This is a genomic window from Carnobacterium alterfunditum DSM 5972, from assembly GCF_000744115.1.
Classification (GTDB): Bacteria; Bacillota; Bacilli; order Lactobacillales; family Carnobacteriaceae; genus Carnobacterium_B; species Carnobacterium_B alterfunditum.
The window spans coordinates 81,597-108,328 of sequence record NZ_JQLG01000004.1; the positions used below are offsets into that span (position 1 = coordinate 81,597).

Below are 26,732 nucleotides of genomic sequence, written 5' to 3' on the forward strand. Positions count from 1 at the left end.
TTATGCGTCAAGTATTAGAAGCCAATGAACGTAGGCGTCTAGAAGTGATCGAACACCTTTATGCCAGTAATAGATGGTTGACCTTAAAAGAAATTGCGCAAAATACGACTGGTTCTGAGCGGATTTTAAAACAAGATATGATTATGCTACGCGAACAATTTTCTAAAGAAGTGTTACAAACGTCTCATCGTGGCATCCGATTAGTCTTGCCTTCGAATAAAGATATTGACGATGTTTATCGTCTTATTTTAAAAAGTAGTCTGGCCTTTAATTTTATTGAGCAATTGATTTATGATGAAACAAAAACTGTTACTGAACTAGCAGAGGAATTATTTATCAGTCCTTCTACATTGATTCGTTTAATAAAGAAAATCAATCTTTCATTAGGAGCCTATTGTGTTCAAGTACAGACAAATCCTTGTAAAATGATCAGTGAAAGTGAAGATAATATCCGCTATTTCTATATCAGCTATTTTTCTGAACGGTACAGTAATTTTGAATGGCCTTATAAAACGATTGATCAAAGTTTTTTTGAACAATTTTTACTGTCTCTAGCAAAAATGGTCCATCTTCCTTTAGATTTTGCGGATTTCAAACGTTTAAAGCTTTGGACAGCTATTCCTTTTTTAAGGACACAACAAGGACATTATGTAGAAATCAAGTCTGACCGCTACTCACATATGATCCCCGATTCGACTGATTTTAGGTCCTTAATAGAACTATTTGAGAAGAAAATAGCAATCACTCTGGATGTCCCCTTTATTGAACAGGTCTTTTCGATCTTTATCAACAATCATTTCGCATTAAGCTATGATTTTTTAATCGAAGAAGCAAAAAGTGACCCTATTGTTAAACAAAAGATCTCTTATCATGCTATGTTGCTAGATCATTTATCTGATGAGGTAAAGATCTGCATACCAAACCGCAGTCATTTAATAAAAGAAATGTACAATATTTCTCATTTTGCATTCAAAACCGAACAAGGACACTATCCGCTTCCTTATATTTTATTTAACCCTAAAAAAATTTTCATCCAATCGATCGAAGAATTATTTCCTGATTTTATAAACGCCGCTTTTGTAACTTTAAACATGTATGAACATAAAATACATGAAAGCTATAGTGAAGCTGCCCGTTATGAAATTATTTACACACTGCTCATCCATTGGGATCGCTTGGTACCAGAACTTTATAACCAAAAAGCGAAATTTCATTTGCTGATTATAAGCGATCTTGATTTTGAACACGCTAAAATGATTCAATCCTTATTTCATCACTACTTTAAACAAGAAATCACGACTGAAATTTATCTAAAATCAGATATCTCAATAGACCAAATCAAAAAGCAGCCGCATGATCTTCTGGTGACCACTTTTACATTGGAAACAGAAGATCATACCCTTGCAGAAAATTGTATCTGTGTTCAAAACATTCCAACTAAACGTAATATATATAATATCCGCCAAGCTATCGAAGAAAAATATAGACTGAAAAAAATCGCTTCAAATATTCAGTGAATAGACCACATTTATTCTTGAGAATAAATGTGGTCTGTTTTTTTGTATTGATAGATCAGTTGGATCACTTACTTGAAATTTCTGGCGGAATAGGGTTGCTTGTAGCCTAAAATGAAGCACTATGGGCAAATAACGCCCACGTGTATCATGTTTGTAAGCTGCTAAAGCAGCAACAACCATGACAACTTCCTCTTTAGGCTTTAGGCGTTCCCACGGCCCCACAAGCACAACCGTCAATTCCAGAAGAAATTCCTTTTAAAACACCAATACCATTTGACGTAGAATCAATAAATGGCGGTAAAAATTACTCAAAAAAAATAGTCTTGGAGATCACATAAAACGTGACCCCCGAGACTATCTTACTTATCCTTATTATTCACCTTTAACTAATTCTAATGGTGAAGCAATATATTCTTCGATCGTTTCGCCAGCAAAGTAATCAAAAGCCGCTTGCATTGCTAATTTACCCATTTCACTAGGTTGTTGAGCAACCGTTGCACTTAATGTTCCTGCTTCTACAGCTTTGATTCCGTCTTCTGTTCCATCAAAACCAACAACTTGGATCTCTCCTGTTTTTCCTGCAGATTGGATGGCTTGGATCGCTCCTAGAGCCATTTCATCATTTTGTGCAAAGACAGCTTGGATCTCTGGGTTTGATTGCAACATGTTTTCCATAACGGTCAATCCTTCTGCACGGTCAAAGTTAGCTGTTTGACTATCTACTACATTTAATGATTTTTCGGCTACATTAGTGAATCCTTCGCCACGTTCTCTAGTAGCTGATGCTCCGGGAACGCCTTCTAATTGAACCGTATTTGCATCTGTTCCTGAAATTTCTGCAATATATTCAGCAGCCATTTCTCCACCTTCAACATTGTCTGAAGCTACTAAGGTTACCACTTGTCCGCCATCACTTGAACGGTCGATCGTAATGACTGGAATCCCTGCTGCATTCGCTGATTCAACAGCTGGTGTGATAGCAGATGAATCGACTGGGTTGATCAGTAAAATGTCTACTCCTTGTTGGATCAAATCATCAATATCATTTGTTTGTTTAGCCGTATCATCTTGAGCATCGACACTTTTCACTGTTGTGCCTTGTTCGTCTGCTAAATCAGTAATACCTTCTTCAAGAGAAATGAAAAACGGATTATTTAATGTTGAGATCGAAACGCCAACCACTAATTCTGCCGTATCTTTTTCTTCAACTGGGCCACTCTCCGTTGTATTTTCACCTTCCAAAGTTGCCGCTCCACATCCTGCAATAAATAACGCTGCTGCTGTTGCTAATCCGACTAATTTTTTCATAATTATAATTCCTCCTATTTTTTGTTTTTTCTGTCTAATAGTACAGCGATAATGATTACAATACCCTTAACAACTTGTTGATAGAAACTTGAAATACCTAATAAGTTCATACCATTGTTCAATGTCCCAATGATCAAAGCACCAATCAAAGTCCCAACTAATCTTCCGCGTCCGCCTGATAAACTCGTTCCGCCTAATACGACAGAAGCAATGGCGTCCATTTCATAAGACGTACCAGCAGTCGGTTGTGCAGAATCCAATCTAGACGTAATAATGATACCCGCTAGAGAAGCCATTAAACCAGATATAGCATAAATACCTGTTTTGATTCGGTCGTTCTTGATCCCTGCAATAAATGCTGCTTTTTCGTTCCCTCCTATCGCAAATGTTTTTCTACCAAAAGTCATTTTGTGTAACAGGATATACAATAAGATAAAACTGATGATCATCAATACAACTGGGAATGGGATACCGAATAAATATCCGCGTCCGACAAATTTGAAAATGAAGCTGTCGCCGATCCCAGTGATCGGATTTCCATTCGTATAAACCAATGTCAATCCACGATAAATCGTCATCGTTGCAAGTGTTGCAATAAATGGTGCCATCTTGCCTTTAGTGATCAACAAGCCGTTGACTGCTCCAAAAGCTGTTCCTGCAAATAAGCTTAACACCATAGCCAGTATCGGATCCAAACCAGAGGCGATTGCACCAGCCATCAAAGCACTGCTTAAAGCTAGCGTTGAACCGACTGATAGATCGATCCCACCGGTGATGATGACAAATGTCATCCCGAAAGCGATCAATGCATTCGTTGATACTTGTCTCAATAAATTCAATAGATTATTTGGTGAGATAAAACCTGGATTGACGACTGTGACTAAGATAACTAGAACGACAAGCGCAAGCAATGGACCAAGTTTTCCCATATAATCTTTTGGGTTTCTTTTTTTCGTTTTTACTGTATCTGTTTGTATCATTTTAGTACCCTCCCGTTGCGAGTTTCATTATTTTTTCTTCTGTTGCTTCTGTTTTAGCGAGTTCACCTGCGACATGACCTTCGTGGATCACGATCACGCGATCACTGACGCCTAAGATCTCTGGTAAATCACTAGATACCATGATAATGGCCACTCCTCTATCAGCTAACTCATTCATCAGTTGATAGATCTCTCGTTTTGCTCCAACATCAACGCCTCGTGTCGGTTCGTCTAAGATCAAAACTTTTGAACCGATCCCGATCCATTTAGCTAACACGACTTTTTGTTGATTTCCACCTGACAAACTCGATACGCTGTCAAATTGATCTTCAGCTTTGACATGCAGCCGTTCCATCAATAATTTGGCAAAATCGGATTCAGCATGTGTATCGATCAGTCCTTTTTTACTAAAGCCATCGATCGATGGTAAGCTGATATTATCTCGAATCGAATAATCTAAGATCAAGCCTTCTTCTTTACGATTTTCGGTCAAGAACCCGATCCCTTTTGCAATAGCCATACTTGGATTCTTGATCGTAATTTTTTCTCCTTCAAGGTAAATTTCGCCTTGATCCAACTCATCGATTCCGAATAGACTGCGCATGATTTCTGTTCTTCCTGCTCCCATCAAACCTGAGAATCCAACGATTTCACCTGCTTTGACAGTGAAAGAAATATTTTCAAAGCGATTTTCTTTTGTCAGTCCTTTTGTTTCGAATACAACTTCCCCGATTTTGGAGTGTTTCTTCGGATAATAATCTTCCAAGTCACGTCCAACCATTTTACGCACCACATCATCATTCGTGGTTTCTTTTGTCAGCGATGTATCGATCGATACGCCGTCTCGCATGACGGTGATTCGATCACTGATTTTAAAAATTTCTTCCATCCGATGTGAGATATAAATAATAGCAACATTTTTTGTTTTCAATGTGTGGATGATCTTAAACAGCATCTCGATTTCTCTTTCCGTCAAAGCAGCTGTCGGCTCATCCATGATGATCACTTGAGCATTGGTCATCAATGATTTGGCGATTTCGATCATTTGTTGTTGGCCTACTGAAAGTTTTTTAACGTCTTCATCTAACTCGATCTGAACACCTAAATCAGCAAAAGTTGCTTCAGCGAGTGTTCTCATTTCTTTGGTCTTGACCCAACCCATTTTATTTTTAAGTTCTTTTCCAATAAATAAATTTTCCAGCACAGTCATTTCTGGCCAAGTATTCATTTCTTGATGAATAAAACTTACCCCATTTTCTTCTGCTTCTTTTGGATTGTCAAAACGCTTATTTTCGCCGTTGATAACGATCTCGCCGGCATCTTCTTTGTGCAGCCCAGTCAAGATATTCATTAAAGTCGATTTTCCAGCGCCATTTTCACCCATCAATGCATGAACTTCTCCAGCTTGGATATCAAAATCGACTCCTCTAAGGACCGAGTTGCTGCCAAAACTTTTTCTAATACCAGTCATTTTCACTTCCATTTGATACACCTCCTAAAATAGCACACCTGATTGCAATATGATGTTGGAATACGGTGTTGCCTCCCCTGTTCGGATCACAGCTTTAACATCCTTCAGCTGACTTTTAAAATCTTCGTGACTCACGTACGTTACAACTTCATCTTCAGTCAACGCTGCTTCAACAGCTGCCAACTGAACGGCATTTTGTTGTTTGATTTCTTCCGCTAAGACAACTTTTTCGACTTTCATGTCACTCAATACGACTTTTAAAACGGACAAGAAAGACGGTTCGGATAAAGTCAACGCTAAATCGATTTTTTTCACACCATCCGGTACCGGAAGTCCCGCATCCCCGATTGCAATTTTGTCCATATGTCCTAAATCTGCTAACACTTTGGCGATCTCACTATTCAATATTCCATGTTTTTTCATACTCTTCACTCTCTTTCATTTCTGCTAGCGTAGGCATTCCGCCTTGAGCGCCAAATTTTTGGATCGATAACGAAGCGGCTAAATTGCCAAATCGAATACTGGATTCCATATCCAGACCAGCCGTAAGAGCGACTGCAAAAGCTCCGTTAAACGTATCGCCGGCACCGGTTGTATCTACTGGGTCGACCTTGTAAGAAGAAACCTGTTTTTCACTTGTTCCATCATGGTAATAGACACCTTTTGATCCCATCGTCAAAATCAATTGATTTGGAAATTTTGCTAACCCTTCAGAAATGGTCATATCCGGGAACAACAATTTGAACTCACTTTCATTTGGTGTAAAGTAGGTTGCTTTTGCTAAAAGACCTTGGTCCACTTGTCTAGCCGGAGCCGGGTTATAGATGACTTTGACCTGCTGTTCAAAACAACTTTCGATAATTTGTTCCACGACTTCTTGCGGCAATTCATTTTGCACCACTACGATGTCGCTTGATTGGATCAATTCTCTTAGTTTTGCCATTCGATCATTACCTATCACATTGTTTGCTCCTGGTATATAGACGATGGCATTGTCTCCATCAACAACGGTGATATGAGCAGATCCTGACGGCACTTGTGTAACGGGTTCCACATAATCCGTATGGATATTATTTTCGGTCAAGTTTTTGAGCAATTCTTTCCCAAACAAATCTGTTCCAACGGTTCCAGCCATGTAAACGTCTCCGCCTAAACGAGCACTTGCTACCGCTTGGTTCGCTCCTTTACCGCCAAAGGTTGTCTTAAATCCGTTACCGGTAATGGTTTCTCCAACTTTTGGTCTTTTATCAGCAGTCACTACGAAATCTGTTGAAATACTGCCGATCACTGCTATTTTACTCATCTTTATCCTTCTTTCTGACTGATTCTCTAATTTTTAATGTTACAGGTAATTGGATGCGGCCATTCTCAACGAATCCTTTTTCAAGAATATCACATAATAATTCTGCTCCCTTATAACCCATTTCATAGGCTGGTTGAGCAATCGTCGATAAGCCTGGATACATCATTCTGCTAAACGGCATATCATCATAGCCAATAATTTGAAACTCTTCTGGGATACGTTGCCCTCTTTTGGTGGCTTCTTTCATCAACGCGATTGCGTACACATCATTTGAGGCGATGACGCTATCAGCTTGAGGAAACGTTTCAAAAAATTGGTGAGCTGTTTGCTCGGCTAATTCAAATTTGTAACTCTGTGTTTGAAACAATTGATAGTCTAAATGGCGTTCTTTTAAAACCTTTTCGTTACCAGCTAATCGCATTGCTGAACTTGGAACGTCTTTTGGTCCCACCATGATCACGATCTCTTTTGGATCTCTATCTGCAATAACTTCTGCAGCGAGCATCCCGCCAGTGTAATCATCGGAATGGACCGCAAGATCTCGGTCGCTTTCGACACGGTCTAACGTAACAAATGGCATTTTTTTTATTTCTTTGGCATCTCCCTGAACAGCAGAGATCACACCAGCTATGTTATTTTGTAAGAAAATTTTTAAGTAGTCTTTCTCTTTTTCTAAATCATCTTCTACATTGCCTAACAGTAAACTGTACCCTCGTTGGTTCACACCGTCTTCTACTCCTTTAGCGATCAAAGGAAAAAACGGATTCGCGATATCTGGCAACAATAGCCCAATCAATTTTGATTTTTTTTGATACAACGACCGTGCCACTTCATTAGGGTAAAAATTCAATTCCTCGACGGCTGCCTCTACTTTTTTGCGAGCTGCTTCACTGACGTAGCCGCTATTGTTTAGCGCCCTCGATACAGTAGCTACCGATACACCTGCTAATTTTGCTACTTCTTTTATCGTTGTCATGTCATCCCCCGCTCATTCTGAAAGTAATGTGGAACCGATTACATACAAATCTTAACACGGTTCAATTTTATATGCAAGCGTTTTCTTGTTCTTTTTTTAATTAATTTAAAAAAGGTTATTTAGTTACTGTTATTGGTAATGGCGGTAGTGGTGATTCAAGAGAAATTTCTTCTGGAATGAATGAATTCTACTTGTAGAGAGTCGTCGTACAGCACTAAATTTTGCAGTTATTATAGTTATTTAATGACTGGTATTCGTATTCTAATAGAAATTTCTTCTGGAATATACGGGTTTGCTTGTGGAGAGCCATGGTACCGCCTGAAGCCTTTAGGTCTTCTTGGCTTTCAAGCCTCAAACAACACGTAATCGCTGAAGCGTTAACGGCTTGTAATTCGCATTGAATACTTTACACGGCTACAAGCAATCCCTATTCCGACAGCAATTTCAAGTACGTGGTTGAACCAATCAACCAATATAAAGAAGGATAAAATAGAAAACAGCATCTAAAGAAGGAACACTTCAGATGCTGCTCGAACCATGTTAAATTTAGCGGTTCACATACCTTAGGATGACGATCCCATTATCGACAATATATTCTTCCAACTTCAACTCAATTGGCGGATGCCCACCATAGAACAGCGGCCGCCCGCCTCCTAGAATGATTGGGATCAATCCGATGATATACTCATCAATACAATCCGCTTTTAAAAAGGTATTGATCAACTGACCACCGCCAAAAAGCAAGATATCTTTCCCTGCTTTTTTCTGTTCACTTTTGATGACATCAATAATATCACTGCCGTAAAATTTGACGTTATCGTAATCAGCGATCGGCGAATGAGTGGCTACATAAACGGTCTTCGTTTTGAATTCCAGATGCATATCTTGTTCATAGCACCTTTTTCCCATTACCACGATATCGACATCTTCTAACAACGTTTCATAATTGTACTGATTGTCCGTATCTAATGAACTGTCTTCGTACCCTTTGATCCATTCATAGCTGCCATCTTCATTGGCGATATATCCATCTAAACTCATCGCTAAATTCATCATGATTTTTCTCATTTTAATTACTCCTTTTCAAGCTGCCCTTCGTAAGCTTTTTTCAATTCAGCGATATTAATTTTTTTCATTGGAAGAAAGGCTTGTGTCACACGATCCAATTGTACTCGGTCTGTCGTATTCATCATGTCATTCATGATCGTAGGCGAAATTTGCCATGAAAATCCGTACTTATCTTTCAACCAGCCACATTGCTCAGCTTCTGGTACAAAAGATAATTTTTCCCAAAAGTAATCAATTTCTTCTTGCGTATCGCAATTCACTAAAAATGAAATGGCTTCAGTAAACGTAAACCCATGATCAATGACACTATCCATCGCTACAAAATTTTGACCTTCTAAATTGAACATTCCGTGCATTACTTTTCCACCCTGACCTTGTTCATCATCCTCGCTGTAATAACTCAACCCGTCGATGGCGGCATTCGCAAAGACCGAAGTATAAAATTCTATCGCCTCTTCTGCTTTGCCATACTGTTCACCTGTAAATAACATAGTTGGCGTAATTTTTTGCGAAATCAATTGATCTGGCAAATATATAATTTGCCAAGAAAGGCCATACTTATCTTCTGTCCAACCATATTTCTCACTAAATGGATAAGTATCTAGTGGCATGAGAATTGAACCATTTTTGGATAGTTGTTTCCATAAATGATTTACTTCTGCCAAAGTGTTACAAATGACTTGCAGCGAAACAGATGGATTTAACTTAAAAGTTGGACCAGCAGAAATGGACATAAAAGTTTGGCCTGCCAGAGTGAACACGATACTTTCTGCAGATCCAGAAGGCGTATCAGAGGGGGTGTCATTAAGGGTTACTACGCTGTCGATAGAAGAATGATCAAATAACTTTATATAAAATTCCGCAGCTTCAAGAGCTTCTTTATCATACCAAAGATGTGTAACAATTTTTTGCATGTGTATACCCTCCTTAGTTCTTCTAATTCAGTGTACGACTGACAAAAATAAGTGTCGAAGCATATTGGTTCAGTTTGGGTAACTCAAAGTCGTTTTTCATTTGAGTTGGTGCAACGAGCTTCAGTTCGAGTAACTCATTAGACGCTTTTCATTTGAGTTAGTGCAACGAGCCTTAGTTCGAGTAACTCAAGGTTGATTTTCCATTTGAGTAGCCGCAACGAGCGCTAGTTCGAGCAACTCATTAGACACTTTCCCTTTGAGTCAGTGCAACGAGCCTTTGTTCGAGTAACTCATTAGACGCTTTTAATTCGAGTTAGGGCAACGAGCTTCAGTTAGACTAAATCATTGCTAAATTCATGATGATTTTTCTCATTGCAAGCTTGCCAGCTACTATTTTTTAAGTTACCCTTCATAGATTCTTTTCAATTCGGCAATATCAAGCTTTTTCATTTTAAGGAAGGCTTCTGTTACTCGCTTTAGTTGCTCAGGATTTTTTGTTGCCATCATATCTTTTATGATCGTAGGAATAATTTGCCAAGACACGCCATATTTATCTTTTAACCAGCCGTAATGTTCTGATTCAGGTACAGTAGATAATTTTTCCCAATAGTGGTCGATTTCCTCTTGCGTATCGCAATAGATCATAAAGGAAATAGCTTCGTTAAATGTAAAGTCGTGTGCTGCCCCGCCATCCATCGCTACAAAAAATAGTCCTTCTAGCTCAAACAACCCATACATAACTGTGCCAGCTTGATTCTGTTCATCATCCTCACCATAATAATGAAGGACATCAATTGTTGAATTGAAAAATACCGAAGTATAAAACGTCATTGCTTCTTTTGCTTTGCCGCACTGTTCATCGGAAAAGAGCAAGGTCGGGACAATTTTTTGCGTAATGAATTGATTAGGTAGATATAAAATTTGCCAAGAAAGACCGTACTTATCTTCTGTCCAACCGTATTTATCACTAAATGCGTTGGCACCGAGTGGCATCAAAATGTTGCCTCCGTCAGATAGTTCTTTCCATAAATATTCTGCTTCCTTTGCAGTATCGCAAAAGACTTGAAAAGAAACAGCTGGTGTAAACTTAAAGGAAGATTCGGCAGAAATAGCCATAAACGATTGGCCAGCTAATATAAATTTGACGGTTTCTGCTGCTCCTGAAGGAATATCATAAATAGTCACATGAGTGTTGAGCGAATGAATGTCAAATAATGACGAGTAGAATTCGGCTGCTTTTATTGCTTCTTGATCGAACCAGAAATGCGGAATAATTTTTTGCATGGATAGTACCTCCTTATCGCTTATTGCCCTTGTTTAGTTGAGTATACGCCACACAAAATTAATTGAAAAGTATCTTGCCTATCCTTTTAGAGAGCTGACTAACATCTGATTTTCTACTAAAAAAAGGCCTTCTCTTTTCAAATTGTTCCAAAGAATAATGATAAGTATCGTTCAATCAATCTGTTGTTCAATAAAATAAAACCATTTGTTATTTTTATGATTATTGGTATTAAAGGAAATTAATTAAAAAACAATTACATTTTAATGTCAAAGATAAAAAAGTGAGTGTTATATGAAATGATAACGTTTACAATATTATCATGTTATCTTTTTAACAAATAGGCATTTGAAATGGAGACAGAAGTATGAAAGAAGATTTTGAACGTGATCAGCAGCACGGTTATTACAATAACTGGCGAAAGAGCTATTATCAATTTAATGAGAAATCACACATTAACCATTTTCCTTCTCATTTAAGCGAAGTTTATGAATCGAATTACTATTATAAAACGACTCTTATTCGAAAACCGATCAGCCCTTTATTGATCACGGATAAAACGATTTCTGCTCTGCTTGGGATTAGTTTTGAACAATCCCATATTCTGGTAAATTCAAAAACCTTTTACATCAAAGATATCCGTGATGTAAAGGATACACCTTTTAACACGATTGTTTTTCAATTAGGTGCATTGCCGCTGAAGACAAAAGAAGATTCTCGTACCATCATGAACCGTTACTTCAACAAAGGACCCTTAAATTATCAAATCATTCAATACATTGGGAAAAGTCTAGGGTATCATCACCGTTGCCCTTTTGTTTCAGGTTATGAAATATTTGTACCTGAAAAAGGTTCCTCTAACGGTTCAACAAGTTGGTATGGGCTCCATCATATCCTAGATAGTGTGGAAGATAAAAAAGCGAACCATATCCAGGTTTATTTTCGCGAAGGGCATGAATTGCAGCTGAACGTTTCCGCTCGCAGCTTTAATGAGCAATTAGAGCGTTCGGTCAATCTTTCCATTCTTCAGCAAATGGTGATCGACGAGCTAGTTGGGTTGTTACACTACACCCGTACGCCTTACTTTACCGAAGAACTAAATATTGTCCAAAGACGGCTAAAGGCTTCTACTTTCACTTCAACATTCCACTCAATAGAAAAAGTTCTGAATTTCATGTCAAACTATCGCGTAAACGAGATACTTGAAACAGTTTTTGGGGTAGGGAATCCTTATATCGACGAGATCAGAAGAGATTTTACCCTGACCTTGAAAAATAAACCATCCTCTTTTAATGAATAAATCAAATAGGTCGCGCTCAATTAAAAACTGAGCGCGACCTATTTTTTAGTTGACTGTTTCTTTTAATTTTTTAAAATAAGCAAAAAATGGTTTAATTTTTCGGATACTCTTTTTTTCCATTGGTAAACCGTTTTACGGCTCACTCCTTGCTTTTCAGCAATTTCGGTAACCGATAACTGATTGACCACTGCATCTAATAAATAGGATTGTTCATTTTTAGTTAAAAGCGGCAGCATCTCTTTCAATAGATCCATCTCTTGATAAGCTTGTTCGAATGGCAATTGCGTGTCTGGCTGATTGGACTCTAGTTCTTCTGGCCAAGGCATTTCACGATCCCATTTCCGCTTCTGTTTTCTTAACAAATCAAGTATATGCCAGCGGACCTTTGTGTACGCAAAACCAGTAAATTGATACAAAAATTCTTCTTGTTCTAGGTCTTCTGGAAATGTTTCATAAGCTTCTACTAGTTTTAACAATCCTTGTTGCACAAAATCATCGTAGTCTGCATGTTTCCAGTTTACGTTTAATTTCTTCAATGCTCCATGGACGATTTTTGAATGTTGCTCAAAAAAGGCTTTTTCTTTGTCTTCGCTCAATGTTCTTATCATCTGTCTCAAATCCTTCATAGTGGTGTTACAAGGCCTTGTACCCTTACAGAATAACCAGTTATTGAATAATCGACAATAAACCAAACTAGACAAAAAAACCGCCAAATCCTCACTAATGAGAGACTTTGGGGTCATTTAATGCTATTTGGTGGTTCTGTATATTAAATTTCTAACGGAATTAATGAGTTTGCTTATAATAAGCCATGGTAACGCTTGAAGCCTGAAAAGAAAGTCTTCCAGCTTTCAAGCCTCAAACAGACCATAATCGCTGAAGCTCTAACGCCCTAGAATTTAAATATGAATCCATTGATGATCACAAATGCGGCAAGAACAATAAATAATGAACCTTTCATAAATCCGATTGCTTCAGTTTTTTTGTCAGTTTCAGCTTCTTCATTAGCTGATGATCTGTCTACCGCTTGAGCAGCTTCTTCGATTGCTGACGTTTTTTCACTTGTCATGCTATTTACATCTTCCGCTTTTTGTTCATCAATAAGTGAGCTGTTCTCCACTCCCACTGCTGCTGATACGGTTTCTTTACTCTCGATAGCATCCGACTCTGCTAACAAACTAAGGGGTTCTTCTTCTGATGTGCCACTTTCCGCTTCATTCTTGCTTGGCATCTCTTTATCTATTTCTTCATCTATCGTTTCGGCATCTTCTTCTACTATAACTTCTTGTACAGTGAAGTTCCCTATCGAAAGATTCGTTTGTAGCATCTTTTCTTTTGCTTCTATTCTTGTTTCCAGTTGTTTTATTTCTGCTTTTAATAGATCGATTTTACTTTGATCGTCTGTCTCTTCTAATTCTTCTGCCGCCTGTTCTTCTAGCAGTTGATTGTTTAATTCAGCTAGTTGTTTTTGCATTTTCGCTTGATCCAATTCGATTACGAACTGGTTATACAATGAAAATGAATCGCCTTTGCTATCAACAGCACTCAGATACTCTATCACCCAATCGCCTATTAACTGGTTTGCGATCGAAGGCAACTTTCCTTCATAGGCTTTAGTTTCTTCGTTAAACGTTAAGGAGAGCGTCAATTGTTGGCCCGCTGTCTCTCCATCGAGAGATAATAAGCGGTAAGCAACCGTTACATTTGTCAATAAATCATCTTTAGCTGAATGCAAACTAAATCGAAGCTTTTCACCAACTTTAACCATATTTTGTTCAACTTTGATGGATGAGAGATCAAATAAGGCGGCAGGGTGCGGGATCACTTCAAAATCACCTTTTTTTAGTACTGATTCTTCAGTTATCAAGGCCCTCGTTTCTAATATACTCGAGACATTATTCTCTTCGACCCCAACCGCCTTTGTCATCGACCAAATCCCGATATCTGTTTCTTTATTTGTTTCAAGTCGGCCTTCATATCGTTTTGTTTCACTATCATAGGTCAAGACAACTGTTGTTTCTGCCTCTGTGTTGCTCGAAGAATAACTTAACCTAATTGTTTCAAAAATTTGATCTTCTGGCAGCATCAATTTGAAGGCAATTTGCTCGCCAGCGTGTGCTTTTTTAGGCTCGATCATCAGCTTGTCACTAACGGTTATTTCATTCGTTGGAACAGGCTCCACATTCTCTTCAAGTTCTCTGATTTCATCTGATGCAGCACTCTCTGATCCTACACTTGATTCTATCTCATCATTTGGTGTTGCTGAGACAGATTGGCTGTCGAAATTGGCAAGCAGTATCAAACTCATCGCCAGCAGTAGGTGTATTCCTTTTGATTTCATTTTATGTATCTTCCATTCTATATGTTATCTAATGGTCCCTTAGCTAGTTTAGCGCAAACAAAAAGTTAATCAATCTATTTAAGGGTTTTGACACCAAATAGACAAAAAAAGCCAAGACGATTGTCTCAGCTTGATTCAATAAATTTATATTTTCAAGTAAATAACAAAGGTCTTTTTTTGTTTCGCCACAATTTGTTCATTAATAAACAAAATCGATTTTTTTCTTTTTTATTTTTAATCTTTTTATAGAAAGTTTGTGCTAAAATTATTTGAATTCATTTAAAGGTTCACATTTAATTTAACGGTACGAAGGATTTGTTCATCATCATTCTTAATAAGAATAAACTGGATCTCTTCAGCTGACCAACTATTTAGATCATTAAAAGTATATTCATTTTTACGCAAGACTGTATCGATTGGACAATCTATCATACCATCAGCATTGATTAAAACATCCGCATTTTCTACATCTAGTCGAATCGTCTGATTTCTTCCTTTGATCACATAAATATACTCTGGTTGAAAATATTCTGGTTTAGTTAATTGCATTTCTGTTGTAATGTTTAATCCCTACTTTCGGTGTGCAGCTTGTACAAACATCGTTAAGATAAAATGTGTTGCTTAGTCTCAACTTGAGTTCGTTACTTAACTAGTATACCGAGTATTCATGGCTTCATAACCAAAAGTTACAATAATAACTGGACTAATTTTTTTAAGGAGGCAGTCAAATGACTGACATAAATGTACCCATCGGTTCCACACTAAAGAAAATTAGAGAAAATAAAGGCTATACACAAAAAGAAATTTCTGATCATACGATGGCTCGTTCAACGTATACAAAATTCGAAAATGATGATATCACCCCTACGCTTTCAAAGTACCTTGCCATTTTAGATCATATGGATATGTCCCATGAGGAATTCATCTATCTTTTAAATGATTTTGAACTAGGACAGAAAGAAATGATCCTTTATTTATTTAAACAATTAGAGAAAAATCCAACTCGTGAATTAGTTAATGAGATCATTGAAAAGGGCGAAACATTAGTGCAAGAGCGCTACGACCAATTGATCTTGGATATTCTAAATGCTTGTCGTGGATATGCGGTTTTATTTGAAGGACAAGATCTAGCTACAGCAAAAGAATATGCGCAAAAAGTTTGGGATCGGATGGAAGCATTGGATAAGTGGTACCTAGCTGAACTGCACATTATCAATAGTATCTTGTATCTATTTGATAGTGAAACGGCTGCTTTATTCACAGAAAGAGCACTTGAAACATTAGTTCAATACCCACATCTCGAAGAAGCACTTGTTTTAAAAACCAGCTTTTTGCTTCACTTGACCAACCTCTTGATGATGGATCAAAAGTACGAACAAGCCTTGTTTTACATCAAGCAAATGGAAAGCGAATGTTCCCGTTTGGATTATCCGGTCTTGCTGGCAGCTGCCTTAGTACGCAAAGAAGTTTGTATGAAAAAAATCGGCGATGACTCTGAACCGGGACTTATTGACCAAGCTATCCGTATTTTCGATAGTTTAAACAAACAAAACTTAAAAGAACTAGTTGAAAAAGACCCTGAAAATTTTTTCAATCTTTATTCAAACTACCCTGTCGATAAAATACAAAGTGAACTTTTAACTCATTAATAATAGATCGAATTAGCTGTCAAGATAAATGTTCTTGGCAGTTTATTTGGCGTTAAATGATTTTGGCTTTAGCAATTGCGGTGGTAACGATAAAAATGATATTTGTCTCATCCAACGTTGCTCTTGATCGACCTTTCCTTTTAACAGGTATGTGTAAAATAGTTCTCGAGATGATTTTATTTTTTACTAGCAAAATGAAAGAAGGCGTTCTATCATAAATGTATGCTGAGCGGCAAATACATAGATGAAAGAGGCCTTCTTATGGATAGAATTATAACAAAATTATATGAAATAATAAAGGAATCGAGCGATTTAATCGCTACAGAGGAGTCTATACAACTCTATATGTATGAAGTATTCACTGAATTAGTAGGAGATATCTTCACCCATATGAATCAAGTGATCAAAGAACAAAAACAAGGCGAAGGCTGGAAAGTGAAACGAGACGATTGGAAAACCGTTCAGTTTATTTTTGGTCCTGTTCGTTATCGCCGTACCTTAATGGTCGATCAAGAGAGTCAAAATCATTATCCGCTAGATGACTGGTTAGGCATTCGAAACTACCAACGCCATAGTCCACTCGTAGAAGTGAAAGTAGCAGAACTAGCTAGTAAGTGTACCTACCGGGACACCGCTGAATTATTGAAAGAATGGACGGCAGTCACTATTAGTCACCAAACAGTCGGCAGTCTTCTTAAACGAGTTGGAGGAGCACAAGCACGTGAAGATGAAGAAATGGTAGTAGAACTAGACGAAGCCGTCGAGTTGCCAGAAGGTAAAAAAGTGGACTATTTTTACGCCGAGGCTGATGGCATTTTTGTTCGTGGGACGGAAAAGAGAAAAAGCTTAGAAGTTCGTCATGCGCTACTTTACGAAGGCTGGGAGAAAAATGGAAAGAGAGTCTCCTTAAAGGAGCCTAAAGCGATCATGACGACTAAAAAAACGGCTGGTTTTTGGGCAGAAGTTCAAGCCTTTACTGCGAGTCATTATGCGTTACAACAAGCTCAAGTCATTACCAATAGTGACGGTGGACAAGGCTATACCGCAGACAAATTTCAAGAAGCCTTTTCTCAGTCGAACTATCCTGTAGTCAATCAGTTAGACTCTTATCACATCTTCCAAGGCTTAAATCGCGCGTTTGGTTCACAGACTAGCCTCTTTAAACAGAAGGTCAATCAAGCTTTAAAAACACATGATTTAAATGAGTTAACAATCTGGTTGGATACTTATGAAAGCACACTAGACGAGACACCAGCAGTGGAAAAACTGACTACCTTTAGAACATACGTATTACGGAATTGGGATCGAATTTTCGATTGGCGTGAAAAAGTAGAACAGGTTCCGCAGGACGCAAGAGGTTTAGGCGCAATGGAGTCGAATCAGCGGCATATTTCTTTTCGGATGAAAAAGCGTGGGATGCATTGGAGCGAAGAAGGCTGTGAAGCCATGGTAAAGGTAAAACAAGGCATCTTAAATCACACGTTACGTGACGCCTATCTTCACCAACAAAATAGGAGTACGAGACAACAACGCAAGCTGAAACAAACGGTTCGTTTATCGTCGCTATTGCATCAGAAGACACGTCAGTCGGTTGGTGCAAAGGATGGGACAATGCCGTTGTATGCTTCTCATTCATCAGCAATGGGGAAACTCATAAAAAGTTTTCGTTAATTCCCTTCTGTTTGGGGAAGGTTCCTTGTTTTAGGAACCTTCTCCAAACGGATGGGCCAGCAAACGGCGGAGCCGTGCGGTAGTAGACGAGTGTACAAAAGTAGAACGCCTAAACTAGCAGGATAATAGGACGACCGAGAAAAACTTGACACAGACTTTTAACAGTCCAAAATTGAGTTCCCTAGCCTTTTATGCTAAACTAAATTAGTATAAAAGGAAGCGCTTACTTATTTCGTTATTTTTTGTTTGTTTTTACAAAAAAGGAGGAGGAAGTTAAGATGACAAGTTTTGTAGAATGGGATTTTTTGACCGAGTTTGTGGAAAAAGCTTTTATGGCTTATGGAATACCGGAAGCAGATGCGAAGATCTGTGCGGACGTTTTATTACAGTCAGATAAAAAAGGGATCGAGAGTCACGGAGTCAATCGTTTTAAACCGATCTATATCGACCGGATCAAAGATGGTATCCAAAATCCGGTGACTGAATTTGAAATCGTGCGTGAAACACCTACAACGGCCGTAGTTGATGGACATGACGGTATGGGCCAAGTGATCGCCCATCGTTCGATGCAAATGGCCATTGATAAAGCTAAAAAATACGGTATGGGCATGGTAGCCGTGCGGAATTCTACCCATTTTGGCATTGCCGGTTATTATACGGATATGGCGGCAGATGCTGGTTGTATTGGTATGGCTGGAACAAACGCCCGCCCTTCCATTGCGCCAACATTTAGTGTGCAAAATAAATTGGGTACGAACCCATTGACGGTCAGTTTCCCAACGGATGAAGCATTCCCATTCTCATTAGACTGTGCCACTTCCATCATCCAACGAGGCAAAATTGAACTCTATGAGCGTGAAGGCAAAGATACTCCGGCTGGAACAGTCATCGCCCATGATGGTTCTGTCATGACGGATTCTCCAACGATTCTAAAAGCTCTTCAATCTGGCGAAGCAGCTCTTGCTCCACTGGGAGGGATCGGCGAAGATCTTTCTGGTTATAAAGGTTATGGTTACGCTACGATCGTTGAAGTTCTTTCATCTGCTTTACAGCAAGGGAATTTCTTAAGTATGCTATCTGGTATCGGCGAAAGCGGCGAAAAAATCAAATTCCATTTAGGTCACTTCTTCATCGCCATTGATACGGAAGCCTTTATGGGTCTAGAAAGTTTCAAGAAAACGACCGGTGACATCATGCGTGAATTGCGGGCTGCTGAAAAAGCTCCCGGCGCTGAACGAATCTATACTGCCGGAGAAAAGGAATACTTAATTTGGCAAAAACGTCAAAAAACTGGTCTTCCGGTTAGTGAACCCGTTCAAAAAGAACTGATTGCGATCCGCGACGATGCTGGATTGACCGATTACCGCTTCCCATTTGAACAGTAAGGGAGATCAATTATGGATAATAAAAAAGAAGCACTTGCAAAGCATTACGAATGGAACGGAAAAATTGAAGTCATGAGCCGCGTTCCGCTCAATAGTCGGGAAGATTTGGCACTCGCCTATACACCTGGCGTGGCCGAAGCTTGTTTAGCTATTGAAAAAAAACCAGATGAAGCTTATAAATTAACGCGGAAAAACAATTTAGTAGCGGTCATCACGAATGGGACGGCTGTGCTTGGCCTAGGCGCTATCGGTCCAGCGGCTTCTATGCCAGTAATGGAGGGCAAATGTGTTTTGTTTAAAGCCTTCGCTGACGTTGACGCCTTCCCTATTTCCATTCAATCAAGAGATGTTGCTGTTATTGTGCAAACGATCGAGCAAATCAGTGGCAGTTTTGGTGGGATCAATCTTGAGGACATTGCAGCGCCTGAATGTTTTGAGGTTGAACGTCGCCTGAAAGCTTCGCTGGATATTCCGGTTTTCCATGATGATCAACACGGAACAGCCGTCGTCGTTGCTGCTGGATTGATCAATGCCTTAAAACTAGTTGATAAATCCTTTGCTAGCATCAAAGTCGTTGTCAATGGAGCTGGGTCAGCTGGTATCGCTGTTGCAAAACACTTATTGAACTTTGGTGTGCGAAATCTGATCTTAACGGATAAATCCGGTATTTTAGCTAGTGATACACCTGATTTAAATAGTGAACAGCAACACATGATGACCGTGACCAACTTGACGAAGCAACATGGTGATCTGACTTTGGCATTAAAGGATGCGGATGTTTTCATCGGTGTATCGTCAGGGAATATCTTGAAGCCGTCTATGATTCAAAACATGAAGTCAGATCCAATCGTTTTCGCCATGGCTAACCCGGTACCAGAGATCATGCCTGAACTGGCAGCTACAGCTGGTGTCGCCGTCATAGGGACTGGGCGCAGCGATTATCCGAATCAAGTCAATAATGTCTTAGCTTTCCCTGGGATATTCAAAGGCGCTCTCAGCGTTCGAGCTTCTGATATCAACGAAGCCATGAAAGTCGCCGCCTCTCACGCAATTGCTTCGCTGATTACTAGTGATGAATTAAGAGCGGACTATGTGATCCCTGATGCGTTGGACCCAAGAGTCTGTCCTGCTGTTGCTAAAGCTGTAAAAGAGGCTGCTATTGAGACACAAATTAATCGCATTTAACGATGTATGCTTTACTAGTTAAAGGTACTAATTTAAACATAAAGGGTTCTTAACAAAATAATATTAGTACATTTTAAATGAAATTTATGGAGGAATAGGATTTGCTTGTAGCCGTGTAAAGGATTCAATGCGAATTACAGAGCGTTGACGCTTCAGCGATTACGCCCTGTTTGAGGCTTGAAAGCCTTAAGACTGTGCGTTTCAGGCTTCAGGCGCTCCCATGGCTCCACAAGCAAATCCGTCTATTCCAGAAGAAATTTCGTGTCATCAATACTATCTATTGAATCCAAATAAATAACCTGATAACCGCCACAGAGAAAATTGGCCGTTATCAGGTTATTCTTTTTTAATAGGTATCGCTTGTCCAGCCATTGGCTTTGTAAGCATTCACCATGTTCTTATTGTGCTCATCCGTTGCATAGTTGATTTCTAAAGGTCTTAAATGGATTGCAATCGTTCCTGCTGCTTTATTTTTTTCTACTGAAATTACTTCGATCTCAACAGGATCCACAAACATAGAATCTTTGATGAAATCCCCTTTTCGCGGAATATTGATTGATTCAAAGGGTTTTGTCAGTGTGATTACTTTCTCTTCAGGGATTTTTATATTGATCGTGCGATAAAGTGTCATTTCCATTATCTTCCCTCCAAAGTTTTATCGTTAAGTAAATCATATCATACCTTTCGAAACGCGACGAATAGAACACTCATTTTTTAGATTAATTTAATTTTACTTGAATTTTTTTGATGTCTGGCTGATTTCTTTATTTCATAGTATTTATTCATATACTGTGCAGCTAAACTTGTTACTTTATCAAAATCGCCTATTTTTACAGATTCGAATAAATGTCCACCCACACCAACAGCAACGACTCCTGCTTTAAACCATTCTGCCATGCTGTCTATGCTGACACCGCCTGTAGGCATGATATTTAAATAAGGTAAAGGTGCTTTAAATGCCTTGACGATACTCGGACTATAAACACTTCCTGGAAATAATTTAACAATATCGACGCCACTTTTAAGTGCTGTTTCCATCTCAGTAATCGTCATGCACCCTGGTAAGTAGGGAATTTGATAAAGATTGCACATCTCTGCTGTTTTATGATTAAAACTTGGGCTAACAATATATTGCGCACCAGCTATAATGGCTAAGCGTGCCGTTGTTGCGTCTAGCACTGTTCCAGCACCTATGAGAATGCCAGTATCCTCTTTGTAGTAATCAGATAGTTCTTTTATAATTTCATTAGCTTCTGGGACAGTAAAGGTTATTTCTATACTCATGATCCCACCCTTAATGACAGCATGACTCGTTTTCAACACTTCTTCTTTTGTTTCACCTCTTAGAACAGCTATAACTCCTGCTTTTTCTATTCGTTGTAAAATCCTCATTTTTTTCATTTTTTCGATCTCCTTAAAATAGTATCAACATGAAGTAACCGTATTCATTTTATCTTCAACAAAATTATTTAAATCGACTTTTTTTTCATATTAGGAGCTCTTTAGATTTAACTAGTGTATCTTCCTCTAAGTTGATTACTTCTAAAAATAAAAACATAGCTTCTATACGAATGGTATAGAAGCTATGTTCGACGATCTTATTTTAGAATTCTTCCTCTTCGTCATCTTGATCATCTTGATCAGAATATTCAGCTGACCATGTCACGATCCCTCGCTGAGCTTCGTTGATTACAGAAGCGACTGCGTCTTGGATGGAAGAACCAATCATTTGTTGATTGATCGCATCAATAAACATTGGTAAATTGACACCTGCGATCACGTGGACTTTCTTTTGTTGTTCCGCTGTAAGTGAATTCACAGCCAAAACAGCTTGGTTATACAGACTAGCGCCCGCTAGATCCACGAAAATAATGACACCATCATTTTGATCAACTGCTTTGATTGCTTTTAAAAATTTTCCATTTAAATCTTGGACATTATCTTCTTGAAACAGGTTTAGCGTTTTAATATTTTCGGTGCTGCCAATGATCAAATCGGCCGCGCTGACAATACCATTACTCATCTCTCCATGTGTAGCAACGATGATCCCAATCATTTATTATTCCTCCCGACTAGCTGTTTCAAATAAAGTAATACTTCATTCATATTCGTATCACTCAGTTGATTCTGCTTCAAATCGTCTTTACTCAATGTAAAACGATCTTTTTCTTTGGTGGCGCTGATGACGTACACTAAGCGATTATTTGCAATCTCAGACGAAACAACTGTCTCTATTGAGTTGCTAGAAATGGCTAATTTACGATTACTCATCACTTGGTATAATTTTTTTCTTGAACCAATACTATCTAACATATAGACAGTAGCATTGCTTTGGCCCATGACTTTTTCTAAACCGGCATTATTCGTACAACCGGCATCTAGAAAAGCAAATGCTAGTTTTTTATTTCTAAATTGTTTCGTGCTATAAAGCTGCACTAGAACAGAAGATGTATTTCGAATCAAATTGTGCTTATTCGGCCAGCCTCTAGCTACGCTCTTTAAAAAGAAGAAATAGAGAACATAGAATAGAATGCACAGTAGCGAAACCGGGCTTATCAAAGCATTGGTTTGGAATACCGGCATAGCCACTTGCCATGTGAACACTAACCCTACGATGATGTATAAGATAGCCGAAAGAAAAATGAATCTCATCGTATTTTTCTTTCGATCTGCTACATCAAAAAATTGATACGGACCAAGATGAGCTGCTGGAGTATCATAATAAGTGCAAATAATTGTATCTGCTTTTTTTATGTCTCCAACATAAAGATTATTATATTCTACAAGATCTTTCTCATTCAATTTAAAGGTCTCTAGCTCAACATCTGACCTGAATTGACGAATGTCAGCTGTCAAACTTTCTAAAAAACGATCTTTTCGTTTTCGCGTATAACGCTTCCCAAAAATGGAATGATAGCGAACATACCAATCTTCTAATTGTTCATCTTGTTCCATCAATTATCATCCTAACTCATTATAGATTAAATTTTGCCAAAACTTCTTTCAAATTAGTTCTTGGAGCAGATGGTGTTGCTTGGAAATAGATATCTTCCACATGGTACTTTTCATCAAGCTCTTTTAATTTTAACGCATCTTCTCTATTTAGGTAAACGGATTTTGTAACAAAAATATCCTCTTCCCCTTTTTGAGCGATGCCGCCGATATTTATTTCTTTCATTGGAACACCATGTTTCACCAATTCATAAATAACATCAACTGTTTTGGCGATCAAGATACAGCTGTATTCTTTGAACTCGAATTCATCCCAATAGTATTTGCATTTTTCTAGAGTCATAACGACCGTTTTCTTACCTGTACGTCCTCCAGCACTTTTATACAAACTTTTCATAAATTTATCTTTTGCTACAATATCATCCACAACGAATAATGAATTTACTCCGTCACGCCCAGAAAGTGTCAGCATGACTTGTCCATGGATCAAACGCTCATCTATACGCGCTAAATTTACTACTCCCATTGATTTCAACTTCCTTTCTTATGCTTGTTTCGCTTCTTAATTGATTATAAAATTCCTACTGCTGCTAATACGATCAAGATCAATGTTAACCATAACAGTGCTCTCGTAACTTTTAATCCCTTCTTGACATAGTACCAATAAATACCCATAACGGTTGCAAGTGGTAGTATACCTGGCAAGATAGTGTCAAGCGTTTCTTGAATGATAAACGGCCTTCCAGAGATCATGAATTCCAAGGAAGAGGAGACCGTTACATAGTTTCCGGCTAGGATCCCCATCATGAACAACCCTAAAATAGACAACAATTCGATCGCATTTTGAACTCCTGCACTTTCCATTAGTCCTGTAGCACTTTTACCCATGACGAACCCTTGACGAGCAAAGAATAAACCGATCAACACTTGATAAGTGGCAAAAGCGATGAATGGGAATAACGCTCCAGCAGCTGATCCATTTTGAGCCCAAGGAATAGCGATAGCAATAAAAATATATTGGATCGTTCCTGAGTCGATCGAGTCACCAATACCAGATAAGGCACCCATTAGACCGGCCTTAGTATTGTACATTAAGTCATCTGTCATAACAATTTCTTCGTTGTTTTGTTCTTGTTTGGCACGTTCTTGTTCCATTGAAGACATTAAACCGGTTAAGATCCCGCCACCCCATGTTAATTGGGTATTGAAGAACAATAATTGTCTTTTATATGCTGCACGTAAAGCATCATCGTCTTTGTATAGTTTTCGCAAAACAGGCATCATACCGTATAGTAAAGATGGTGCAAGGTAACGCTCAAATGAATGAGGGATCTCATTTGCAAAGTGCCATCTTAAGTAAGCTATCGAAACATCCTTGTTTGTCAGTTCTCCTAGTTCCATTTCTTTAGTGCTCTCAGTAAGCGTTGCTTGTTGTGTGTCAGTCGTCATTTTTAGTGCTCCTTTCGCTCATCGTTTTTTTTAGAAATCATCGTCGTCATCATCATCGGGTCCGTCAACATTATTTGTGCCGTTTGCCGAAGATGCATTTGCAGTATTGTTGCGACTAAGTACGAATATTGCTGCAATCAATGTCCCTACAATTGCATAAGTTACCATTGTAATGCCTATATCCTTGAAGACTACACTGATAAAGTAAGCTAGTAAGAAAAATACCATATAATCGCGACGTCCAATAACATAAATGGTAGTAGCGATCCCGATAGCTGCTAATCCGCCACCAACAACTTCAAGGATGTGTAAGAATACGGTCCCTTCCAAAGTTGCGATAACATCCGCAATGACTGGGGCTCCCCAATACAAAGCACCGAAAACTAATGGTACGAATAAGATGAAAGAAGCAATGACTGGATAAAAAACGATTGAACGAGCAATGGCACCGTGGTCCAATTTTTCGACCGCTCTATCTGTATATCTTCCAATAAATGTATTGATAAAGAAACGGAATTGGTAGAGATAAGATCCTAACAAACCGACTGGAACGGCGACCGCGATTGCAGCCTCAGGCGAAAGATCTCCCAACAAAGCTACTGACACAGCAACGGCTGCAGCAATCGATGGTTCAGAAGGCATTGTACCCCCTGGAGAAAATACCCCCATATAAATCAATTGGATCGCTGCAGTGATGATCATTGCACCTGCAACATCTCCCATTACGATACCAACTATTAAACCGGTCATTAATGGAGAAAAACGTAGTGTTAACGTAGCCCCACCTAAAAATGACCTTGACATGATTGCAGCTACCCAAAGTGCGATAACGAGACTTTGCCATATTGATAATGTTTCCATTTCTTATTACCTCCTTATTTATTGATAAAATTTTCTAAATCGATCAGTGTTGTTGTTAATCGTTCTTCATTTATTTGCAACGGCAACAGATGAACTTTTTGTTTGCTGTCGATCAATTGGACTATGTTTTTTAACGTACTTTCAGACATCGGATACACACCCATCTCTGTTAACGATTTGGGTAACTGCAGCGATTCATAAAATGGGATCAATTCATTGATCGTAGACCATTTTTTTTCTAATGCTAGTTGATAAAAGATACCATATGCTACCTTTTCACCGTGTAAGTATTCATGCACCTCTGGTAGATAAGCCGAGATCGCATCATGGATCGCATGGGCCGCCGTATTTCGCGCATATTTATCGCCCAAGCCGCCAACCAAACCAGCGATGGCAAAAATGATCTCTGAAATATGAATAAATTCAGCTGAGATCGTTTTTGCTTCCATATCCATGATCGCTTTTTCAGCTTCTGCCAGCACTTTTTCTTTGCACATACGAGCAGCAAAACGTGCCATCTGTGGAAAAGGTTCGTCGTTAAACGCTTCTTGCTCTAAAATCAAGTCTGACTCATACCATTTTGCTAGCGTATCAGCAATTCCAGCAATAAAGTAATTGACCGGTGAATCGATCACTAGTGCTGGATCGGTGATCAGGAAAGCGGCTTGTCGCTTGACATGCTCGGATTTCCCTTCTGCTAAACCATTGTCATGATACATGACCGAGAGCGGTGTCCATGGTGCACAATTGCTAGCCATTGTTGGAACGAGGCCGAATTGCGTATTAGTTAAATGACTAGCATATAAAACTAAATCGGATAATTTACCTCCGCCGACTCCGATAACAAAATCGATTTTATTTTTTTCAATAATTTCTGTAATACGGTGACACTCGTTATAACTGCATTCTCCATTATATTGTTCATAGATCATTTTTTTGTCTAGCTGCATCACCTTAGTTAGGTAAGGTTTTGCTTTTTCCCAAGATATGCTGCCATGCACGATCAATATACGACTAGCATCATATTCTTGAAGTAGTTCTGGAATCAGGTCTATCGATCCCTCACTATAACAGTAAAACTGCGGCCCTCCCTTCACATTTAAATCGGTAAGCATTCACA

Annotated in this window: 26 protein-coding genes; 6 read left to right on the forward strand and 20 right to left on the reverse strand. The window is 38.7% G+C overall.

Annotated features, from left to right (window positions below):
* Window positions 1-2: 2 nt before the first annotated feature.
* The gene (locus BR50_RS01000) at window positions 3-1,517 is read left to right on the forward strand and encodes an AcpB/EbpR/MafR family transcriptional regulator (protein ID WP_034545260.1); all 1,515 of its coding nucleotides are present in this window, start codon (window positions 3-5) and stop codon (window positions 1,515-1,517) included.
* A 372-nt stretch (window positions 1,518-1,889) separates the two neighbouring features.
* Here BR50_RS01000 and BR50_RS01010 read toward each other — a convergent pair whose 3' ends face one another.
* The 9 genes from BR50_RS01010 to BR50_RS01050 form a co-directional block, all read right to left on the reverse strand.
* The gene (locus tag BR50_RS01010) at window positions 1,890-2,825 is read right to left on the reverse strand and encodes a D-ribose ABC transporter substrate-binding protein (protein ID WP_034545264.1); all 936 of its coding nucleotides are present in this window, start codon (window positions 2,823-2,825) and stop codon (window positions 1,890-1,892) included.
* A 14-nt stretch (window positions 2,826-2,839) separates the two neighbouring features.
* Window positions 2,840-3,805 carry an ABC transporter permease gene (locus tag BR50_RS01015; protein WP_034545268.1) on the reverse strand — a complete coding sequence of 322 codons (966 nt, stop codon included), beginning with the start codon at window positions 3,803-3,805 and terminating at the stop codon, window positions 2,840-2,842.
* Between the two features lies 1 nt (window position 3,806).
* Window positions 3,807-5,288, reverse strand: a complete 1,482-nt coding sequence (locus BR50_RS01020; RefSeq protein ID WP_034545271.1) for a sugar ABC transporter ATP-binding protein — start codon at window positions 5,286-5,288, stop codon at window positions 3,807-3,809.
* Window positions 5,289-5,300: 12 nt separating this feature from the next.
* Window positions 5,301-5,699: a D-ribose pyranase gene (gene rbsD, locus BR50_RS01025; RefSeq protein ID WP_034545273.1), complete on the reverse strand. Its 399-nt coding sequence runs from the start codon at window positions 5,697-5,699 to the stop codon at window positions 5,301-5,303.
* Window positions 5,674-6,579 (reverse strand): ribokinase, encoded by a 906-nt coding sequence (gene rbsK / locus BR50_RS01030; protein WP_034545275.1) that lies wholly within the window; start codon window positions 6,577-6,579, stop codon window positions 5,674-5,676. The genes rbsD and rbsK overlap by 26 nt, the downstream gene beginning before the upstream one ends.
* The gene (locus BR50_RS01035) at window positions 6,572-7,555 is read right to left on the reverse strand and encodes a LacI family DNA-binding transcriptional regulator (protein WP_034545277.1); all 984 of its coding nucleotides are present in this window, start codon (window positions 7,553-7,555) and stop codon (window positions 6,572-6,574) included. Before BR50_RS01035 ends, rbsK begins: the two co-directional genes overlap by 8 nt.
* 546 nt (window positions 7,556-8,101) lie before the next feature.
* A complete protein-coding gene (locus BR50_RS01040) occupies window positions 8,102-8,623 on the reverse strand; it encodes a dihydrofolate reductase family protein (protein WP_034545279.1) in 522 nt (173 codons plus the stop codon).
* A gap of 5 nt (window positions 8,624-8,628) precedes the next feature.
* Window positions 8,629-9,537 (reverse strand): VOC family protein, encoded by a 909-nt coding sequence (locus tag BR50_RS01045; protein ID WP_034545282.1) that lies wholly within the window; start codon window positions 9,535-9,537, stop codon window positions 8,629-8,631.
* 402 nt (window positions 9,538-9,939) lie between these two features.
* A complete protein-coding gene (locus BR50_RS01050; RefSeq protein ID WP_034545285.1) occupies window positions 9,940-10,821 on the reverse strand; it encodes a VOC family protein in 882 nt (293 codons plus the stop codon).
* A gap of 365 nt (window positions 10,822-11,186) precedes the next feature.
* Between BR50_RS01050 and BR50_RS01055 the strand changes: the two genes are divergently transcribed.
* Complete coding sequence (locus BR50_RS01055; RefSeq protein ID WP_034545287.1) at window positions 11,187-12,119, forward strand: competence protein ComK; 933 nt, start codon at window positions 11,187-11,189, stop codon at window positions 12,117-12,119.
* Window positions 12,120-12,181: 62 nt separating this feature from the next.
* On the opposite strand, the gene BR50_RS01060 is transcribed toward BR50_RS01055, so the two are convergent.
* The 3 genes from BR50_RS01060 to BR50_RS01070 all read right to left on the reverse strand — a co-directional run bounded on the left by BR50_RS01060 (window position 12,182) and on the right by BR50_RS01070 (window position 14,964).
* Entirely contained in the window at window positions 12,182-12,727 is a 546-nt protein-coding gene (locus BR50_RS01060) for a sigma-70 family RNA polymerase sigma factor (protein WP_034545289.1), read from the reverse strand.
* Between the two features lie 284 nt (window positions 12,728-13,011).
* Window positions 13,012-14,460 carry a hypothetical protein gene (locus BR50_RS01065; protein WP_034545290.1) on the reverse strand — a complete coding sequence of 483 codons (1,449 nt, stop codon included), beginning with the start codon at window positions 14,458-14,460 and terminating at the stop codon, window positions 13,012-13,014.
* 279 nt (window positions 14,461-14,739) lie between these two features.
* Entirely contained in the window at window positions 14,740-14,964 is a 225-nt protein-coding gene (locus BR50_RS01070) for a hypothetical protein (RefSeq protein WP_143298363.1), read from the reverse strand.
* Window positions 14,965-15,188: 224 nt separating this feature from the next.
* Between BR50_RS01070 and BR50_RS01075 the strand changes: the two genes are divergently transcribed.
* The 4 genes from BR50_RS01075 (at window position 15,189) to BR50_RS01090 (ending at window position 20,350) form a co-directional block, all read left to right on the forward strand.
* A complete protein-coding gene (locus tag BR50_RS01075; protein WP_034545295.1) occupies window positions 15,189-16,109 on the forward strand; it encodes a helix-turn-helix domain-containing protein in 921 nt (306 codons plus the stop codon).
* A gap of 261 nt (window positions 16,110-16,370) precedes the next feature.
* Window positions 16,371-17,780 carry an ISLre2 family transposase gene (locus BR50_RS01080; RefSeq protein ID WP_034545297.1) on the forward strand — a complete coding sequence of 470 codons (1,410 nt, stop codon included), beginning with the start codon at window positions 16,371-16,373 and terminating at the stop codon, window positions 17,778-17,780.
* Window positions 17,781-18,058: 278 nt separating this feature from the next.
* Complete coding sequence (locus tag BR50_RS01085; RefSeq protein ID WP_034545299.1) at window positions 18,059-19,165, forward strand: Ldh family oxidoreductase; 1,107 nt, start codon at window positions 18,059-18,061, stop codon at window positions 19,163-19,165.
* A 12-nt stretch (window positions 19,166-19,177) separates the two neighbouring features.
* Window positions 19,178-20,350 carry an NAD(P)-dependent malic enzyme gene (locus tag BR50_RS01090; protein ID WP_034545302.1) on the forward strand — a complete coding sequence of 391 codons (1,173 nt, stop codon included), beginning with the start codon at window positions 19,178-19,180 and terminating at the stop codon, window positions 20,348-20,350.
* A 346-nt stretch (window positions 20,351-20,696) separates the two neighbouring features.
* Here the strand turns inward: BR50_RS01090 and BR50_RS01095 are convergent, their stop codons facing one another.
* The 8 genes from BR50_RS01095 to BR50_RS01130 form a co-directional block, all read right to left on the reverse strand.
* Entirely contained in the window at window positions 20,697-20,987 is a 291-nt protein-coding gene (locus BR50_RS01095) for a hypothetical protein (RefSeq protein WP_034545304.1), read from the reverse strand.
* Window positions 20,988-21,064: 77 nt separating this feature from the next.
* Complete coding sequence (locus BR50_RS01100) at window positions 21,065-21,751, reverse strand: bifunctional 4-hydroxy-2-oxoglutarate aldolase/2-dehydro-3-deoxy-phosphogluconate aldolase (RefSeq protein ID WP_051905698.1); 687 nt, start codon at window positions 21,749-21,751, stop codon at window positions 21,065-21,067.
* 202 nt (window positions 21,752-21,953) lie between these two features.
* Window positions 21,954-22,406 carry a PTS sugar transporter subunit IIA gene (locus BR50_RS01105; RefSeq protein WP_034545307.1) on the reverse strand — a complete coding sequence of 151 codons (453 nt, stop codon included), beginning with the start codon at window positions 22,404-22,406 and terminating at the stop codon, window positions 21,954-21,956.
* Complete coding sequence (locus BR50_RS01110) at window positions 22,403-23,305, reverse strand: hypothetical protein (RefSeq protein WP_034545310.1); 903 nt, start codon at window positions 23,303-23,305, stop codon at window positions 22,403-22,405. The genes BR50_RS01105 and BR50_RS01110 overlap by 4 nt, the downstream gene beginning before the upstream one ends.
* Window positions 23,306-23,324: 19 nt before the next feature.
* Window positions 23,325-23,828 carry a PTS sugar transporter subunit IIB gene (locus BR50_RS01115; protein WP_034545313.1) on the reverse strand — a complete coding sequence of 168 codons (504 nt, stop codon included), beginning with the start codon at window positions 23,826-23,828 and terminating at the stop codon, window positions 23,325-23,327.
* A 44-nt stretch (window positions 23,829-23,872) separates the two neighbouring features.
* A complete protein-coding gene (locus tag BR50_RS01120; protein ID WP_034545316.1) occupies window positions 23,873-24,751 on the reverse strand; it encodes a PTS system mannose/fructose/sorbose family transporter subunit IID in 879 nt (292 codons plus the stop codon).
* 30 nt (window positions 24,752-24,781) lie between these two features.
* A complete protein-coding gene (locus BR50_RS01125) occupies window positions 24,782-25,612 on the reverse strand; it encodes a PTS mannose/fructose/sorbose/N-acetylgalactosamine transporter subunit IIC (RefSeq protein ID WP_034545319.1) in 831 nt (276 codons plus the stop codon).
* 14 nt (window positions 25,613-25,626) lie between these two features.
* Entirely contained in the window at window positions 25,627-26,727 is a 1,101-nt protein-coding gene (locus BR50_RS01130; protein WP_034545322.1) for an iron-containing alcohol dehydrogenase family protein, read from the reverse strand.
* Window positions 26,728-26,732: the final 5 nt, after the last annotated feature.

Bases quoted from the DNA above. Each gene is read 5' to 3' on its own strand.
- BR50_RS01075 (WP_034545295.1), top strand. From the start codon at position 15,189: ATGACTGACATAAATGTACCCATCGGTTCCACACTAAAGAAAATTAGA.
- BR50_RS01010 (WP_034545264.1), bottom strand. From the start codon at position 2,825: ATGAAAAAATTAGTCGGATTAGCAACAGCAGCAGCGTTATTTATTGCA.
- BR50_RS01035 (WP_034545277.1), bottom strand. From the start codon at position 7,555: ATGACAACGATAAAAGAAGTAGCAAAATTAGCAGGTGTATCGGTAGCT.
- BR50_RS01020 (WP_034545271.1), bottom strand. From the start codon at position 5,288: ATGGAAGTGAAAATGACTGGTATTAGAAAAAGTTTTGGCAGCAACTCG.
- BR50_RS01130 (WP_034545322.1), bottom strand. From the start codon at position 26,727: ATGCTTACCGATTTAAATGTGAAGGGAGGGCCGCAGTTTTACTGTTAT.
- rbsK (WP_034545275.1), bottom strand. From the start codon at position 6,579: ATGAGTAAAATAGCAGTGATCGGCAGTATTTCAACAGATTTCGTAGTG.
- BR50_RS01015 (WP_034545268.1), bottom strand. From the start codon at position 3,805: ATGATACAAACAGATACAGTAAAAACGAAAAAAAGAAACCCAAAAGAT.
- rbsD (WP_034545273.1), bottom strand. From the start codon at position 5,699: ATGAAAAAACATGGAATATTGAATAGTGAGATCGCCAAAGTGTTAGCA.
- BR50_RS01105 (WP_034545307.1), bottom strand. From the start codon at position 22,406: ATGATTGGGATCATCGTTGCTACACATGGAGAGATGAGTAATGGTATT.
- BR50_RS01000 (WP_034545260.1), top strand. From the start codon at position 3: ATGCGTCAAGTATTAGAAGCCAATGAACGTAGGCGTCTAGAAGTGATC.
- BR50_RS01115 (WP_034545313.1), bottom strand. From the start codon at position 23,828: ATGGGAGTAGTAAATTTAGCGCGTATAGATGAGCGTTTGATCCATGGA.
- BR50_RS01110 (WP_034545310.1), bottom strand. From the start codon at position 23,305: ATGGAACAAGATGAACAATTAGAAGATTGGTATGTTCGCTATCATTCC.
- BR50_RS01050 (WP_034545285.1), bottom strand. From the start codon at position 10,821: ATGCAAAAAATTATTCCGCATTTCTGGTTCGATCAAGAAGCAATAAAA.
- BR50_RS01085 (WP_034545299.1), top strand. From the start codon at position 18,059: ATGACAAGTTTTGTAGAATGGGATTTTTTGACCGAGTTTGTGGAAAAA.
- BR50_RS01095 (WP_034545304.1), bottom strand. From the start codon at position 20,987: ATGGAAATGACACTTTATCGCACGATCAATATAAAAATCCCTGAAGAG.
- BR50_RS01125 (WP_034545319.1), bottom strand. From the start codon at position 25,612: ATGGAAACATTATCAATATGGCAAAGTCTCGTTATCGCACTTTGGGTA.
- BR50_RS01065 (WP_034545290.1), bottom strand. From the start codon at position 14,460: ATGAAATCAAAAGGAATACACCTACTGCTGGCGATGAGTTTGATACTG.
- BR50_RS01060 (WP_034545289.1), bottom strand. From the start codon at position 12,727: ATGATAAGAACATTGAGCGAAGACAAAGAAAAAGCCTTTTTTGAGCAA.
- BR50_RS01100 (WP_051905698.1), bottom strand. From the start codon at position 21,751: ATGAAAAAAATGAGGATTTTACAACGAATAGAAAAAGCAGGAGTTATA.
- BR50_RS01090 (WP_034545302.1), top strand. From the start codon at position 19,178: ATGGATAATAAAAAAGAAGCACTTGCAAAGCATTACGAATGGAACGGA.
- BR50_RS01040 (WP_034545279.1), bottom strand. From the start codon at position 8,623: ATGAGAAAAATCATGATGAATTTAGCGATGAGTTTAGATGGATATATC.
- BR50_RS01080 (WP_034545297.1), top strand. From the start codon at position 16,371: ATGGATAGAATTATAACAAAATTATATGAAATAATAAAGGAATCGAGC.
- BR50_RS01045 (WP_034545282.1), bottom strand. From the start codon at position 9,537: ATGCAAAAAATTGTTACACATCTTTGGTATGATAAAGAAGCTCTTGAA.
- BR50_RS01055 (WP_034545287.1), top strand. From the start codon at position 11,187: ATGAAAGAAGATTTTGAACGTGATCAGCAGCACGGTTATTACAATAAC.
- BR50_RS01120 (WP_034545316.1), bottom strand. From the start codon at position 24,751: ATGACGACTGACACACAACAAGCAACGCTTACTGAGAGCACTAAAGAA.